Genomic DNA, 12,767 nt, shown 5'->3' with positions numbered 1-12,767 from the left:
ACTAAAAAGGTCCGTATCCGATCTGATTGGCAATCACTACCAGAAGAAATGCTGCTGCCATCATAGACACGTAAATTTTCCAACAGAACTTCATCCAGGCGCCATATCCTACTTTACAAAGTGAAAGCTGCACAAGACTTCCTCCCGGCCAGAAGCTGTTGGTAATCCCGTCACCGTACTGGTAGGTCAATACAAGCACCTGTTGATTAATATGAAGAATCTTTCCAAGCGGCTGAAGAATCGGCATAACCATAACTGCTTTACCGCTTCCGGATACCACAAAAAAATTAAATAGCGTAACAAATACAAAGATGGTAAGCAGTGCAAAAAACGGGCCTTTGTTTTCCAGAAAAACAGACATCCCATGGACAATCGTATCCATAATGCATGCCTGATTCATCAGTACCATAACTGCCTGTGCAAGTCCTACCGCAAATGCAGCGCCAAACACACGGACAGCTCCCTGACAGAACAGGTCACATGCCTTACTTGGATTCATTCGGAAGATAATCACGAGCGCAACACCAAGTATAAGATAAACTGCCGCGACCTGAGGGAATGACCACCCAAACCGGGTACATCCGATCCCCTGAACAACAATGACAATTCCAAACGCAAGAAGTCCAAGAACTCTCGGAACAGTCATTTTCTCTTTGATTTCCTCTCTGTCTTTTCCGGACCGGCTAAGGTATTCTTCTTTTAAAATACTGGTGTTCGGATTCTTCTTGATCTTTCTGCAGTACCGGTAAAGACCGGTCAGACCGATCAGATAAAACACAAGAAGTCCCGCACACCGGTAGGCCATTCCGGAAAAAATCGGCAGCCCTACGATCTGCTGTGCGACTCCGGTCGTAAACATATTCATCAGACCGGCCGTAAATCCTACTGTACTTCCGACAATCGCAAGACCGGCTCCTACCATCCGGTCATATCCCAGAGCAAATCCGATTGTGATGGCAAGCGGATAAAACGGATATGCCGCCTCTCCATAACCCAGAACCCCGAAGATTACAAAAATTGTATAAAAAATGAAAACGACAGAAAACTCTTTTCCTTTTGTCTTTTGCAGAATCTTTTCGATGCCGGCCGCAAATGCGCCGCTCACTTCAAGAAAGTAAATCACCCCGGAACAGATAAAAAGTGTTCCCATAATCGACGCACCGTTTACAAATCCATTATAGACAGCCTCGAAATAGTTCATAAACGTAATCGGATTCTCATTTTCCACATATCGGAAGGTATCCGGATCAATGATGTTCATGCCAGAGAGTGTATCCTCAACTCTCTCGTAGCTTCCGCTTGGGATCATATAAGAAAGCGCTGTAATCATCAGCATAATAAAAAGTAAAATAATAAAGACATGAGGCATATGAAAGCCTCTTGATCCTTTTCTGGTCTGATTCATGTTTTACTCCTCGTTCCTTTTTTTCTTCAGCCATGACACGGCCGCATCCGCGTAGATGGCTGCCCCGATCGGTAAAACCTCCTCGTCAAGTACCATGTGTGCATTGTGAAGCGGGGCATTCCCCTCTTTTCCCGCCCCGATAAACACAAACATTCCCGGTACTTCTCTTGTGACATATCCAAAATCTTCTGTCCCGCTCATCGGCGGAATTTCCTCTACATTTTCTCTGCCTGCGGTCTCTTCTAGAAAAGGCAGCATTTCTTTTACAAATTTTCTGTCGCTGTATGTACACGGCGTCTGAAATACTGTCATTTCATAATCCCCGTTCCAGGCCCGTACATAATGGTCAATGACCTCCGGAATCCGTCTGCGTAGATGCTCCGATGCTCCTAAATCCAGAGTACGGACTCCAATATGGAGTTCTGCTGTATCAGGAATGATATTGACAGCTGTTCCTCCCTTTACGACTCCGCAGGTCAGAGTTGCCATGGCAGCCGGATCCACCTCTCTTGTCACAAGCAGGTTGACTGCCTGATATACCTGATTCAAAATCATCAACGGGTCCACGCAGATCTGAGGCTGGGAACTGTGTCCGCCTTTTCCTTTAATTTTTAGAATAAAGGTATCAAGCGATGCAGAATTTACCCCTCTGCAGTAACCGACCCGCCCTGTTTCCTGAAGCGGCTGCACATGCAGTCCGAAAGCCGCATCAACATCCGGATTTCTCAAGGCGCCTCCCGCGACCATCATCTTTGCCCCCGCGCCTGTCTCTTCTCCCGGCTGAAATAAAAGCTTGACGGATCCGCAAAGTTCACTCTCCATTTCTTTCAAAATTCCTGCGGCCCCAAGAAGCATGGCCGCATGACTGTCATGTCCGCACATGTGTCCGTATCCATTCGTAGAACAATACGGAAGGTCCGTCTCCTCACGGATCGGGAGTGCGTCCATATCCGCCCTTAAAAGAATACACGGACTTCCCTGTCCGATCACTGCCGTAATTCCTACTGCTTTTTTCATCTCCGGAAATCCTGCTTCCATATAATCTGCAGTCATTTTTTCCGAAAGTTCTCCTCCACAGAAGTTCCATTTAATTCCCATCTCTGAGAGACGTTCACCGATATAGGAAACCGTCCCGGGAAGATCCATTCCGATTTCCGGATTCTGATGCAGGTATCTTCTGTCCCTGCAGATCTCTTCCCTCTTCTCTTGCGCACGCTTTCTAATCTGATTCATTCTTTCACTACTCCTTTTTTCTGGCGTTTCCCATCTCTCCCATACATCCATCTTTTATTCTACACGATCCGGGCAAAATGTAAAATGTTTTTTTCTTCCGAAGACCATACTCAGAACAGAAGATCTCATATTGTACTTTTCTTTGGTCCATGTTATAGTAAAACAAAAAAGGAGCATATACGGTATGAAAGTCATTATTTATGGTTCTGATATTTGCGGAGACTGCCTTGATACAAAAGCATACTTAAAAGAGCATGCAGATGACAGTATCCAGTACAATTATTTTGATATTACAAAGTCAACAGCAAATCTGAAACGGTTTCTGAAGCTTCGCGACACAATGGATCTTTTTGAAGAAGTCCGGAACGGACATACGATCGGGATTCCTCTCTTTCAGTTCGAAGATGGAACCTACACATTGGATCCTGAAGAGGCTTATAAGAAAATGGAGATCTGATTTTCTTTCGCTGCGATTGTAAAGACAAACAAAACAGACTGCCCCGCAGTCTGTTTTTTATCGTTACGAACAGGAAACGGAATCCTGCTCCCGTGTATATGCTTTTGCCCTCACATCCTGAATCACAAGGAGCACTGCCCCTGCCAGAAGAGGAATGCTCCCGAACCAGACACTGTGAATTCCATACTGCAGCCATATCAGATAACAAAACCCGACACCAATATGAAAACTAAGAAGCGTACCTCCAAAAACAAGAGCCTTTTCCGCTTTCTCTTTACGGACTTTCTCTTCTTTTCTGTATAGGAAATATTCTGTTATGGCAAAGACGGTCTGTTTTAGATTATTTGTAGAAAAAATCGTGGAGCTTGTATATCCTTTTGCTCCCTGAAACACACACCACTGAAAAGCCGTGACAAAAAAAACCGGATAAAGCGCCATCACCGGATCCATATTCTCCGGAAAATATCCAACTGCCAGAATTGCAGAAGCGTCCAGAAAAATTGCCAGATACTTCAGATTCCATTGTACTTTTTTTGCGAGAACCGCCGCAACGACCATTGCGCTCATGTATACCAACAGTGCCGCCACCCTGGTCAGCACCTCCTCCGGATTCCTTCCCAGAACACTGCACACCAGCTCAATCAAGTTTGCTGTCTGCGCAGATCCGAACACCTCCATCCTTGCAAGTATGGCATATGCACCTACAAATCCTCCGAATACCGCCATGATAAAATGTACCGGCAGCTCAAACTCATTTGCTCTTTCCATAAAACCGCCCCCTGACTTCCACCTATTATAATCATCTTTTTTCTATTTGTAAAGCGTCCACCCTCCATTTAGAATAATTTTGGGGACGTGTACCGTTACACCGGAACACGTCCCCAAAAATGATGTATGCGATTCTTTTAGTCCTTATCCCTCATCAGCTATGAGTTTTGATGTAGAAGGCGAACATGTCTATAAACTCTGCATTTGTTGGAATTCTTGTTATTTTACAGCCCGCAATTTTGCTGAAGCCTTCCGGCCCGCTCTGCCTCCAGCATACTTCTATCGCTGTCCGGATATTCCGCTCTACACTCTGCGAAGTCACCTTCAGCCTGAATGCCACCTCCGGATAAATATTCTTCGTTACATTCAGCATGAAGTTGTCGTTTTCCAGTACGATCTTTGTTGCCTCGGCCAGCTGCTGATATCCCTGATATTTTGAAGTCAAACCCAAACTTCTCAATGTTTCGTAAATCAGCTGCATGTTTTCCTCCTTCCAACCTCCGCTACTATCATAACGACTTTCTTTGAAAATAACAGGAAAAACTACACTTATCGACAAAATGCTGCTGAAAAACGACAAAAAGCTACATTCCTTTTTTCCATCGCTTCAATAGTCCGGTACCAAGAGGATATGGTCCGGTATGTACACCAATGGTGGCACCGATCTGAATATCTTCCCACTGTGCCACATGAAAACCGGCTTCTTCCAGTCTTTCCGCCAGCTGTTTTTTAAACTGCTCATACTCTTCCACCCACAGCCCGACTCCGGTCACAATATAATAATCCTCCGGATGAATGTCATGCTCTTCCATATATGTCTCCATTTTTTCGATGAGCTTTAAAATTGACTTCTTCCTCCCCCGGCAAAGCTCTGCCGGTCCGAGCTCTCCGTCATAAAACTGCAGAAGAGGCTTGATCTTCAGCACGCTTCCTGCGACAGAAGCAGCTTTTCCGATTCTTCCACCATGTTCCAGATATTTTAAATCATCTGTTGTAAAGAAAATATGACCGCTTTTACGAATTTCCCCCAGACATCTGACTGCCTCATCGAGGGATTCTCCCGCATTACGGATTTCCACAGCTGCTTTTACAAGCATTCCCTGTAATGCAGTTGCAAGGGCCGAATCCAGAATCTCAATTCTTGCCCCCTCATACTGCTCTTCCACTACCTGTTTCGCATTGATGGCGGCCTGCATGGAGCCGCTCAGCTTCTTAGAAAGGCAGATACATAGTACCGGCATTCCGTCTTTGACAAATGGGACAAATGCATCCACATAGTCCTGAACAGATGGCATGGATGTCTTTGGAAAGCAGTCTGGATTGTCTGCCATCTTCTGATAAAAATCCGGAATAGAGATCTGCTTTCCCTCCTGATAATAATTTTCTCCGTCAAAAGAAATATAAAATGATACTATCTGTACCTGTTCCGCCTGCAAATATGCCTCAGGCAGATCACAGGAACTGTCACTTACAATACCAAACTGCATGATCCATCCTCCCGTATCTCTTGCTTTTCCCCAGTTTTTCTGCTAAACTACTGGCATATTACTAAATGTTACAATTGTAACATTTGCTTTTAGGGAAAGCAAGATACTTTTACATTTTTGTTACAAATCAGGAGGTTTTGTTCATGAATTCATCCAGCCGGGTACGCAAAGGCCCTTCTTTTACAAAACGCTGCATTATGGATGCGCTTTTGCAGCTGATGCACACAAAGGATTATGACGACATCACCATTACCGATATTACTGAAAGAGCCGGTGTATCCCGGATGTCCTATTACCGCAATTATCATTCCAAAGATGAGATTCTGATGGACTATATGTTTCGCATCATTAAAGAATATGCTTTGTCGCTTGCCAATGATTTTCCAGAACTTCAGAACGGCTTTCAGACTTATGATCACATTCTCCACGGTCTGCGCTATCTTCAGAAATATGCAGACTATGCGCTTTGCCTGAAAAAATCAAACCGCTCCGAAATCATCCTGCACGGTCTGGACTTTTATATGCTGACCATTGCGGGTATGGCAGATTCGGATTCCCCGAGAAAATATGAGCTCTACTACTATTCCGGAGCGCTTTATAATATTTTTCTGCACTGGATTGAGGATGGTATGAAGGAGGATATCGAAGTTATTGCTTCACTGATTTACCGTCATATTCAGAAAAACCCGTTTCTCTCCTCAGCTAATCAAGATTCTTCAGGACATCCTTTAGATCAACCGAAATAATCCGGTCGACACAGTTGACCGGGATGCCGCGGTAAACATAGGCACCGGATTCAAACAGCATATAGAGCCGTCCATCCTGAATACAGATCTGTTCCATACGGTTGGGAAGCGAAAAGCTTTTAATCTCTTCTTTCTTCTTCAGACTGTATTTCTCTGATTCAATGACAGATCTTTCATAAATACGGAGTTTGGAATCTGAAAATCCGTAGGACTGGGAAAGGAACAGATAGTTTCCGAACACCTCCAGTCCCTGAACCTGAGAAAGAATATCCGCCCATTCCTGGTCAATTGCAACATTGCTGAACAGTTCCCTCTCCCTGTTCAGCTCCTCATATTCCTCCTTATTCTGTTCATTGATTTCAAAATCCACCGAATACCGATTGATGATGCTGTCCCCGGAAAGAGAAAAATATCCAGCATAAAGGCTCCCTCCCCGAAATGCCATGAAAGAATTTCTTGCAAGCCCCTCCAACGCATGGGTTTCCAAAAATGGAAGGGGCTTTTTTGTCTTGTCATACTGATAGTTTTCCAGAGCTTCCATTGTATACAAGCTTACCGCTGCCTCCCCGTTTAGCATATCTGAAACCCACAGCACCTGATTCAGGTTGTCATACGCAATGCCGCCGGCATGAGTCCTGTTTGGCATAATAATTTCTTTTACAAACCGCCCGGATTTTTTGTCAATCTGATACAGTACGGAATTGTGTTTTTTAGTATGGCAGTACGCGCTTACAAAAATAGAGTCTTCCGTCACATCCATTCCCTGCGGCGTCATGGAAGTGCAGATGTCTGACTGACCTGTTTTACTGTTTACCGTTCTGGTGGATTTCAGGCCAGGAATAATATAAGTACCAAAATTCTGTTCGAGAGAGAGGTGTTCCACCACCTCTTCTGTAAAGAAATCATCATATTGCATAAGAATTTCGGTCACTTCTGATAATGTATGAACGGCGGGAGCCGCATTGGTCCGATCCAGTACGGCAACCGGTTCATTCGCCTTGCGGTAAACACCAAAATAAAACACGACACAGCCAATCAGAAGAACAGCCGCTATCAGCAGGCTTTTCCAGGTGACTCCTTTCGCTTCTTGTGGTTTCATTCTTTTCACTTCTTTATTTTATCCACCATTCCAGAATCGTCTGAATCTGCTCATCCCAGTATTTCCACTGGTGGTCTCCGCTGGAACTTGTGGTTGTAACTTCATATCCGAGCCGCTTCATTTCTTCCCACATATCCAGATTGTTCTGATACAGGAAATCCTCCGTCCCGCACCAGGCAAACAGCCTTGGCTCCGGTTTCTGTTCTTCTTTCAGTTTCTTTGCCAGATATTTCAGATCATTTGACGATCCGGCAATCCTGTCCGGATTTCCAAAGATTCCTTCCCAGAAACCGGACGGTTTTCTCGCAATGTCCGCAGCCTCTTCTTTTACCCTTCTTGCTACATCCAGTACTCCGGACATAGATGCCGCTGCACCGAATGTCTCCGGTGCTCCAAGGCCAAGTTTCCACGCTCCGTATCCTCCCATGGAAAGTCCGGCTGCCAGCGTATCCTCCCTCTTTTCCGACAACTGTGGAAAAAATTCACGGCAGATTTTTGGAAGCTCCTGTGAAAAAAAAGTCCAGTAAGGAAGTCCGTATTTCGTATCTGTATAAAATCCAAGCCCTGCATCCGGCATAACTACCGCAATCCCGTATTCACTGACATATCGTTCAATGGACGTCCTCCGCTGCCAGGTTGTATGATCATCACTCATTCCATGGAGCAGATAGACTGTTTTGTATTTTCCAGCCTTTGCATTTCCTTTCATTCCAATCTGACTGGTCGTATTCTGCGGAAGGATCACATCCATATTCATACACTTTTCCAGAACTTCCGAGAAAAAATCCACATGTAATAATGCCATTTCCTTCTTCCTCCTTTTCCTCGCTTTTCTTACTTTTAATTATAGCTTAAAAACAAGAGCAGGGACACAGTAAAATACTGCATCCCTGAACTCTTCTCCTTCATCCTTAACAGGTTGCTCCGCCTTTCAAATGTTTCTGTGCAGCCAGATTTTCCTGCTTTCTTTCAAGAAGTTCATCAGAAAGAAGCTGACTCTGTACGTTTTCAAATCCGAGACGTTCAATCGTATCGGCAAAACGCTCTCCGGTAATTCCCTGTTCACGGAAGAGAAGAATTGCCTTTTCTACAACATCCAGTACTTCTTCTTCACTTGTAAATACCCTTTCCAGAGCACGTCCGTGAGCCACTTTCTTACCCCATCTTCCTCCGATGTAAACTCTGTATCCTTCCGTCTCCGTATTCACTGCGCCAAATGGGCATTTCCCCACACAACGTCCGCAGTGATTACACTGACTTCCATCGATCCGGATCTTTCCATCTTCCATCCTTGCCACATGGATCGGGCAGTTGTTTTCCACCTGGCAGACTTTACAGCCGCGGCACCTGGAGAGATCCACAGCCGGAACTCTCTGCCCGATAATTCCAAGATCATTAAGATCCGGTTTCACACAGTTATTCGGACATCCGCCTACCGCAATCTTGAACTTGTGCGGAAGCTTCACCTGATTGTAGCCGTGATAAAACCGCTCATGGATCACTTCCGACAGATGGAAGGTATCAATCAGTCCATACTGGCAGGTCGTTCCTTTACAGGATACCACCGGACGTACCTTCGATCCGGTACCGCCCGTTTCCAGTCCTGCATCCGCCAGGAATTCCCGCAGCGGTTCGATATTCGCATATGGTACTTTCTGAATCTCAATGGTAAGCCGGGAGGTCATGGTGATTTCCCCGCTTCCGAACTTCTCTGCCGCCTCGGCAATTACACGGCTTTCCTCCGCGGTAATCTTTCCGTTTCGTGTGATGACGCGGGCGTTAAAGCAGTCCTCGGTCCGCTTATCCTGAAGAAATCCCAGAGCCTTTACTCTCGTAATATCTTCCGGGGAAACCTTGAATTTTACCCCTTCTACTTTGACATCATTAAAGTACTGGGCACCTTCAAGCACGACTGTGTTTGTATATCCATATGCCTTTAACCGGTTCTGAAGGAAATAGCTTCTTTTGCCTTTCAGGCAGACAAGCAGCAGCTTTTCGTCTTTGTCAAGCCCGTCAATCGGTCCGTTGACTGAGGAAAGATTCACATAAAATGCTCCTGCAATCTGCGGATTCGGGCAGACGTCTACCACCTTATAGCCTTTTGCTTTTCCTTCGGCATACTCCGCCGGAGTCATGCTGACCATTTCTCCGCTGATTTTGTTTTCCAGAATATACGCTGCCTGTACAAGCGGATGGATCGCCGTGGAAAACGGCGGCGCATAGGCCAGATCCAGATTCTCCAGATCTTCCAGCCGGGCATCCATCGCAATTGCCGTTGCGGCAATATCTGTCATCTTATCTGCTGCTCCGGCCCCAAGCACCTGGATTCCAAGAAGTTTGTGGGTTGTACGGTCTGCAATCATCTTTGTCGCAAAGGAATCTGCATCCGGATAATAATGGGCTTTATCATCTGTCACGGCAAGAACCGTTTCTACATCATACCCTGCTTCCTTTGCCTGCACCTCGGTAAGGCCGGTTCTTCCTACATTCATTCCCGGGAGCTTTACGACGCCTGTCCCAAGTACGCCCGGATAGTTCTTTTCTTTTCCGGCAAGAATCTGTGCCAGTGTTCTTCCTTCATAGTTTGCGGAAGATCCCATGGCTGACCACTGCGGTTTCCCGGTAATCCGGTTCTTTACGACAACGCAGTCTCCTGCCGCGTACACGTCCGGAAGGTTCGTCCTCATCTGTCCGTCCACTACAATGGTTCCTCTGTCCATCTTAATTCCGCTGTCCTTCAAAAATGCAGTATTCGGACGGATTCCGATTGAAACAACGACCATATCTGACTGAATCGTTCCCTGATCCGTCTGAATACCGGACGCCTTTTCCCCGCCAAGTACTGCTTTCAACGCAGTGCCTGTCTGAATCCGGATTCCCTTCTTCTGAAGATGGCGCTTCGCATAGGCCGCCATTTCCGGGTCAAGAACATTTGGCATGATCTGAGGCGCCATATCAATGACCGTCACTGCAATTCCTTTGGCATGGAGGTTTTCCGCAATTTCCAGTCCGATGAAACCGCCTCCTGCCACCACCGCACGTCTGACCTCATGCTCCTCCATATAGGACCTCATATTTTGGGCATCCTCCGGTGTCCGCATCTGAAATACCCCCGGAAGGCGGATTCCCGGCACATCCGGGACAATGGCAGACGCTCCGACAGCAAGAATCAGGTTGTCGTAGGTATACTCCTCTTCCGTGCCGTCATCCAGATTTTTTACATGTACGGATTTCCGTTCCGGATCAAGACCAACCGCCTCTCTCCCGGTCAGCACCTGCACACCTGTGAGACCTGCAAATTTTTCCGGTGTATTAACAATCAGCTCCTCTTCTGTTTCAATCAGTCCTCCTACATAATATGGAAGACCACAGCCTGCATAGGAGATCTCTCTGCTTTTTGTAAGCAGGGTCACCTCTGCGCTGCGGTCTTCTCTTTTCAGTTTTGCAGCAGCCTTAGTTCCGGCCGCGACACCTCCGATCACGAGTGTTTTCATTTCTTCTTTTCCTCCTGTGGATGAATCTCTTTCTTTTCCAGTGTTACATCCATTATATACCCGAATCACACTCGTGACATATTATGATTTTTAATTATATTATAAGTATTTTTTATGATCTTCCTTCTATCAGACACTCAGCTTCTCATCTGCAATCCATCCGGTCAGGAAAAATGCCAGGACTGTCATGACAATATAGAAAATGTAGTCAAAGAGGCTGACTCCGCCCATCCCGCCAAGCGGTGCCATATCAATGAGGGAATCGAAAAGTACATAGATCCTCTCAATCCCGATGTTGATCAGGAAAAATACGATCACTGCAATCACTCCTCCAAATCTTGCATTCAGCAGCACCGTTCTTGTCAGAATGATTGCGAGAAAACCTACCATCATTACATTAATCCAGGAGATCAGAAGAAGCAGGCAGACTCCGAAAAAAGCCCCCCAGTCAACATTACTGTTTGTGACTTCCTTAAAGAGCCGTCCCAAAGATCTCAAAAGATCTCCCAGAGATCCTTCACTTGCCGCTGTCACAGTGACGGTTACCACTCCTGCAGCAAAAAATGCAAGAAAGACAAATACCATCTGAAGAATTCCTGCAATCAGTTTTGCTCCAAGAATCTCGTATGTGGAATGCGGTACCATCCAGAGCATATAACTCTGCTTTGTCTTCAGGTCCCTGTTTAAAATCACCAGATTTTCAATTCCTACGTAAAAGATGCCAAACATCCCTGCGAATGTGATAATTAAAATACTGACCGCAACTATGGTTTCATTTTTGATCAGACCGCCGATTAAAAAAAGTACAATAAAAGCCAGAAGGCAGGCCAAGATCAAAATTCTAGTCAGTCTTTGCTTTCTCCATTCATACTTAATCAGATTTCCCATTTTCCTTCCCCCTTTACATCAGTTCCCTGTACAGATCAGCCGCGCTTCTTCCGGAACGCATTCGTTCTTCTTCTACGTCACATTCATAAATCACACTGCCGTCTTTCATAAAGATGGCGTGGTCGATAAAGGACTCAATCTCCTCAATCAGATGTGTAGAAATGATCACTGCATTTTTCTCGCTGACTGTTGTCAGAATGACATCAATAATCTCTTCTCTTGCCTTCAGATCGATACCATTTAGCGGTTCATCCAGCATGTACAGCATCGCTTTTCTCGAAAGCGTTGCGATCACCTTCAGCTTTGCCATCATACCGGTGGAAATCTCCCGCATTTTCATTTCTTCCGAGAGACCTACTTTAGCAATCAGATCGTGGAACTTTTTCTGATCAAATTCTTCAAAAAAGTCGCTGTAGTATTTTCCTACCATGCCGATATTCATAAAATCGTAGTAAAACGGCTCTGTTGACATGTAGGCAACCTGATTCTTCGCCCGGTAATTCCATGGAGCCCCGTCAAAAACAACTTCCCCCTGTGTCGGCTTGATAAATCCTGTCATCATCTTCATCCAGGTTGTTTTCCCGCTTCCATTCGGTCCAAGAAGCCCGTAAATTGATCCACTTCGTATCTTCAGCGAAACATCCTTTACCGCTTTCTTTCCCATAAATGCCTTGGTCAGTCTTCTGCTTTCTGCAATCATAACTCTTCCTCCTCATCAAATGCTTCTATCCGGGTAATGATTTCGTTTTTACTAAATCCAAGATCCAGCATTTCTTTTATAAATCCACTTAATAGTGCCTCTGCCATCTCTTTCCTTAACTCTTCCTGCATCTTTTCGTCCTCCGTAATGAAAGTTCCAAGTCCCCGCTTTGTATAACAATATCCTTCCGCTTCCATCTCTTTATAGATTCTTGCCGCCGTATTCGGATTCACCTTATAAAGAACGGCAAGCTCTCTGTTGGACGGAAGCTTTTCTCCGGGAAGCAGCTGTCTGCGGACGATCCGCTTTTTAATATCTCTGATAACCTGCATGTAGATCGGTGCTTCAACACGATATTCCATTCTTGTCCTCCTTTCTGTATCAGTGAACTAGTTAAATAGTACACTAGGATATTATGTTTGTCAATCTGCTTCGACCAATCTTTCGTTTTTCTTAATAATCTTCATAAATACACAAAAAAGCTCCGGTC

At 45.3% G+C, this 12,767-nt stretch carries 13 protein-coding genes; 2 read left to right on the top strand and 11 right to left on the bottom strand.

From position 1 onward, the window contains the following. Position 1: 1 nt before the first annotated feature. Both H6A32_RS01905 and H6A32_RS01900 read right to left on the bottom strand, forming a co-directional pair. Positions 2-1,405, bottom strand: coding sequence for a YfcC family protein (locus tag H6A32_RS01905; RefSeq protein WP_087168576.1), 1,404 nt, complete (start codon positions 1,403-1,405; stop codon positions 2-4). A gap of 3 nt (positions 1,406-1,408) precedes the next feature. Continuing rightward, on the bottom strand, positions 1,409-2,638 hold the full coding sequence (locus tag H6A32_RS01900) for a M20 metallopeptidase family protein (RefSeq protein WP_204863610.1): 1,230 nt from the start codon (positions 2,636-2,638) through the stop codon (positions 1,409-1,411). 184 nt (positions 2,639-2,822) lie between these two features. On the opposite strand from H6A32_RS01900, the gene H6A32_RS01895 reads away from it, so the two are divergent. Beyond that, a complete protein-coding gene (locus H6A32_RS01895) occupies positions 2,823-3,095 on the top strand; it encodes a hypothetical protein (protein ID WP_087168578.1) in 273 nt (90 codons plus the stop codon). A gap of 63 nt (positions 3,096-3,158) precedes the next feature. On the opposite strand, the gene H6A32_RS01890 is transcribed toward H6A32_RS01895, so the two are convergent. The 3 genes from H6A32_RS01890 to H6A32_RS01880 all read right to left on the bottom strand — a co-directional run bounded on the left by H6A32_RS01890 (position 3,159) and on the right by H6A32_RS01880 (position 5,350). After that, the gene (locus H6A32_RS01890) at positions 3,159-3,863 is read right to left on the bottom strand and encodes a YoaK family protein (RefSeq protein ID WP_204863609.1); all 705 of its coding nucleotides are present in this window, start codon (positions 3,861-3,863) and stop codon (positions 3,159-3,161) included. A 154-nt stretch (positions 3,864-4,017) separates the two neighbouring features. Beyond that, positions 4,018-4,344 (bottom strand): sporulation initiation factor Spo0A C-terminal domain-containing protein, encoded by a 327-nt coding sequence (locus H6A32_RS01885; protein WP_191433523.1) that lies wholly within the window; start codon positions 4,342-4,344, stop codon positions 4,018-4,020. Between the two features lie 103 nt (positions 4,345-4,447). Next, the gene (locus H6A32_RS01880) at positions 4,448-5,350 is read right to left on the bottom strand and encodes a DegV family protein (RefSeq protein WP_204863608.1); all 903 of its coding nucleotides are present in this window, start codon (positions 5,348-5,350) and stop codon (positions 4,448-4,450) included. 143 nt (positions 5,351-5,493) lie between these two features. Here H6A32_RS01880 and H6A32_RS01875 point away from each other — a divergent pair, with 143 nt between their 5' ends. Beyond that, on the top strand, positions 5,494-6,096 hold the full coding sequence (locus H6A32_RS01875; RefSeq protein ID WP_204863607.1) for a TetR/AcrR family transcriptional regulator: 603 nt from the start codon (positions 5,494-5,496) through the stop codon (positions 6,094-6,096). On the opposite strand, the gene H6A32_RS01870 is transcribed toward H6A32_RS01875, so the two are convergent. The 6 genes from H6A32_RS01870 to H6A32_RS01845 form a co-directional block, all read right to left on the bottom strand. Then, on the bottom strand, positions 6,053-7,195 hold the full coding sequence (locus H6A32_RS01870; protein ID WP_204863606.1) for a YncE family protein: 1,143 nt from the start codon (positions 7,193-7,195) through the stop codon (positions 6,053-6,055). The two genes, H6A32_RS01875 and H6A32_RS01870, sit on opposite strands and share 44 nt — an antisense overlap. 13 nt (positions 7,196-7,208) lie before the next feature. Further along, entirely contained in the window at positions 7,209-8,000 is a 792-nt protein-coding gene (locus H6A32_RS01865; RefSeq protein WP_087168583.1) for an alpha/beta hydrolase, read from the bottom strand. Positions 8,001-8,106: 106 nt separating this feature from the next. Beyond that, positions 8,107-10,689 carry an FAD-dependent oxidoreductase gene (locus H6A32_RS01860; protein ID WP_087255155.1) on the bottom strand — a complete coding sequence of 861 codons (2,583 nt, stop codon included), beginning with the start codon at positions 10,687-10,689 and terminating at the stop codon, positions 8,107-8,109. A 129-nt stretch (positions 10,690-10,818) separates the two neighbouring features. After that, positions 10,819-11,577, bottom strand: a complete 759-nt coding sequence (locus H6A32_RS01855) for a hypothetical protein (RefSeq protein ID WP_087168585.1) — start codon at positions 11,575-11,577, stop codon at positions 10,819-10,821. A 13-nt stretch (positions 11,578-11,590) separates the two neighbouring features. Continuing rightward, the gene (locus tag H6A32_RS01850; RefSeq protein ID WP_087168586.1) at positions 11,591-12,277 is read right to left on the bottom strand and encodes an ABC transporter ATP-binding protein; all 687 of its coding nucleotides are present in this window, start codon (positions 12,275-12,277) and stop codon (positions 11,591-11,593) included. After that, positions 12,274-12,639, bottom strand: a complete 366-nt coding sequence (locus H6A32_RS01845; RefSeq protein ID WP_087168587.1) for a GntR family transcriptional regulator — start codon at positions 12,637-12,639, stop codon at positions 12,274-12,276. Before H6A32_RS01845 ends, H6A32_RS01850 begins: the two co-directional genes overlap by 4 nt. Positions 12,640-12,767 lie beyond the last annotated feature (128 nt).

It is taken from the genome of Drancourtella massiliensis (genome assembly GCF_016900655.1).
Lineage (GTDB): Bacteria > Bacillota > Clostridia > Lachnospirales > Lachnospiraceae > Sellimonas > Sellimonas catena.
Note: the sequence above shows the minus strand (reverse complement) of the source record. Positions and strands in the feature narration are given on the sequence as shown.

Excerpts from the sequence above, each read along its gene's own strand:
- H6A32_RS01905 (WP_087168576.1), bottom strand. The coding sequence starts at position 1,405 with ATGAATCAGACCAGAAAAGGATCAAGAGGCTTTCATATGCCTCATGTC.
- H6A32_RS01900 (WP_204863610.1), bottom strand. The coding sequence starts at position 2,638 with ATGAATCAGATTAGAAAGCGTGCGCAAGAGAAGAGGGAAGAGATCTGC.
- H6A32_RS01895 (WP_087168578.1), top strand. The coding sequence starts at position 2,823 with ATGAAAGTCATTATTTATGGTTCTGATATTTGCGGAGACTGCCTTGAT.
- H6A32_RS01890 (WP_204863609.1), bottom strand. The coding sequence starts at position 3,863 with ATGGAAAGAGCAAATGAGTTTGAGCTGCCGGTACATTTTATCATGGCG.
- H6A32_RS01885 (WP_191433523.1), bottom strand. The coding sequence starts at position 4,344 with ATGCAGCTGATTTACGAAACATTGAGAAGTTTGGGTTTGACTTCAAAA.
- H6A32_RS01880 (WP_204863608.1), bottom strand. The coding sequence starts at position 5,350 with ATGCAGTTTGGTATTGTAAGTGACAGTTCCTGTGATCTGCCTGAGGCA.
- H6A32_RS01875 (WP_204863607.1), top strand. The coding sequence starts at position 5,494 with ATGAATTCATCCAGCCGGGTACGCAAAGGCCCTTCTTTTACAAAACGC.
- H6A32_RS01870 (WP_204863606.1), bottom strand. The coding sequence starts at position 7,195 with ATGAAACCACAAGAAGCGAAAGGAGTCACCTGGAAAAGCCTGCTGATA.
- H6A32_RS01865 (WP_087168583.1), bottom strand. The coding sequence starts at position 8,000 with ATGGCATTATTACATGTGGATTTTTTCTCGGAAGTTCTGGAAAAGTGT.
- H6A32_RS01860 (WP_087255155.1), bottom strand. The coding sequence starts at position 10,689 with ATGAAAACACTCGTGATCGGAGGTGTCGCGGCCGGAACTAAGGCTGCT.
- H6A32_RS01855 (WP_087168585.1), bottom strand. The coding sequence starts at position 11,577 with ATGGGAAATCTGATTAAGTATGAATGGAGAAAGCAAAGACTGACTAGA.
- H6A32_RS01850 (WP_087168586.1), bottom strand. The coding sequence starts at position 12,277 with ATGATTGCAGAAAGCAGAAGACTGACCAAGGCATTTATGGGAAAGAAA.
- H6A32_RS01845 (WP_087168587.1), bottom strand. The coding sequence starts at position 12,639 with ATGGAATATCGTGTTGAAGCACCGATCTACATGCAGGTTATCAGAGAT.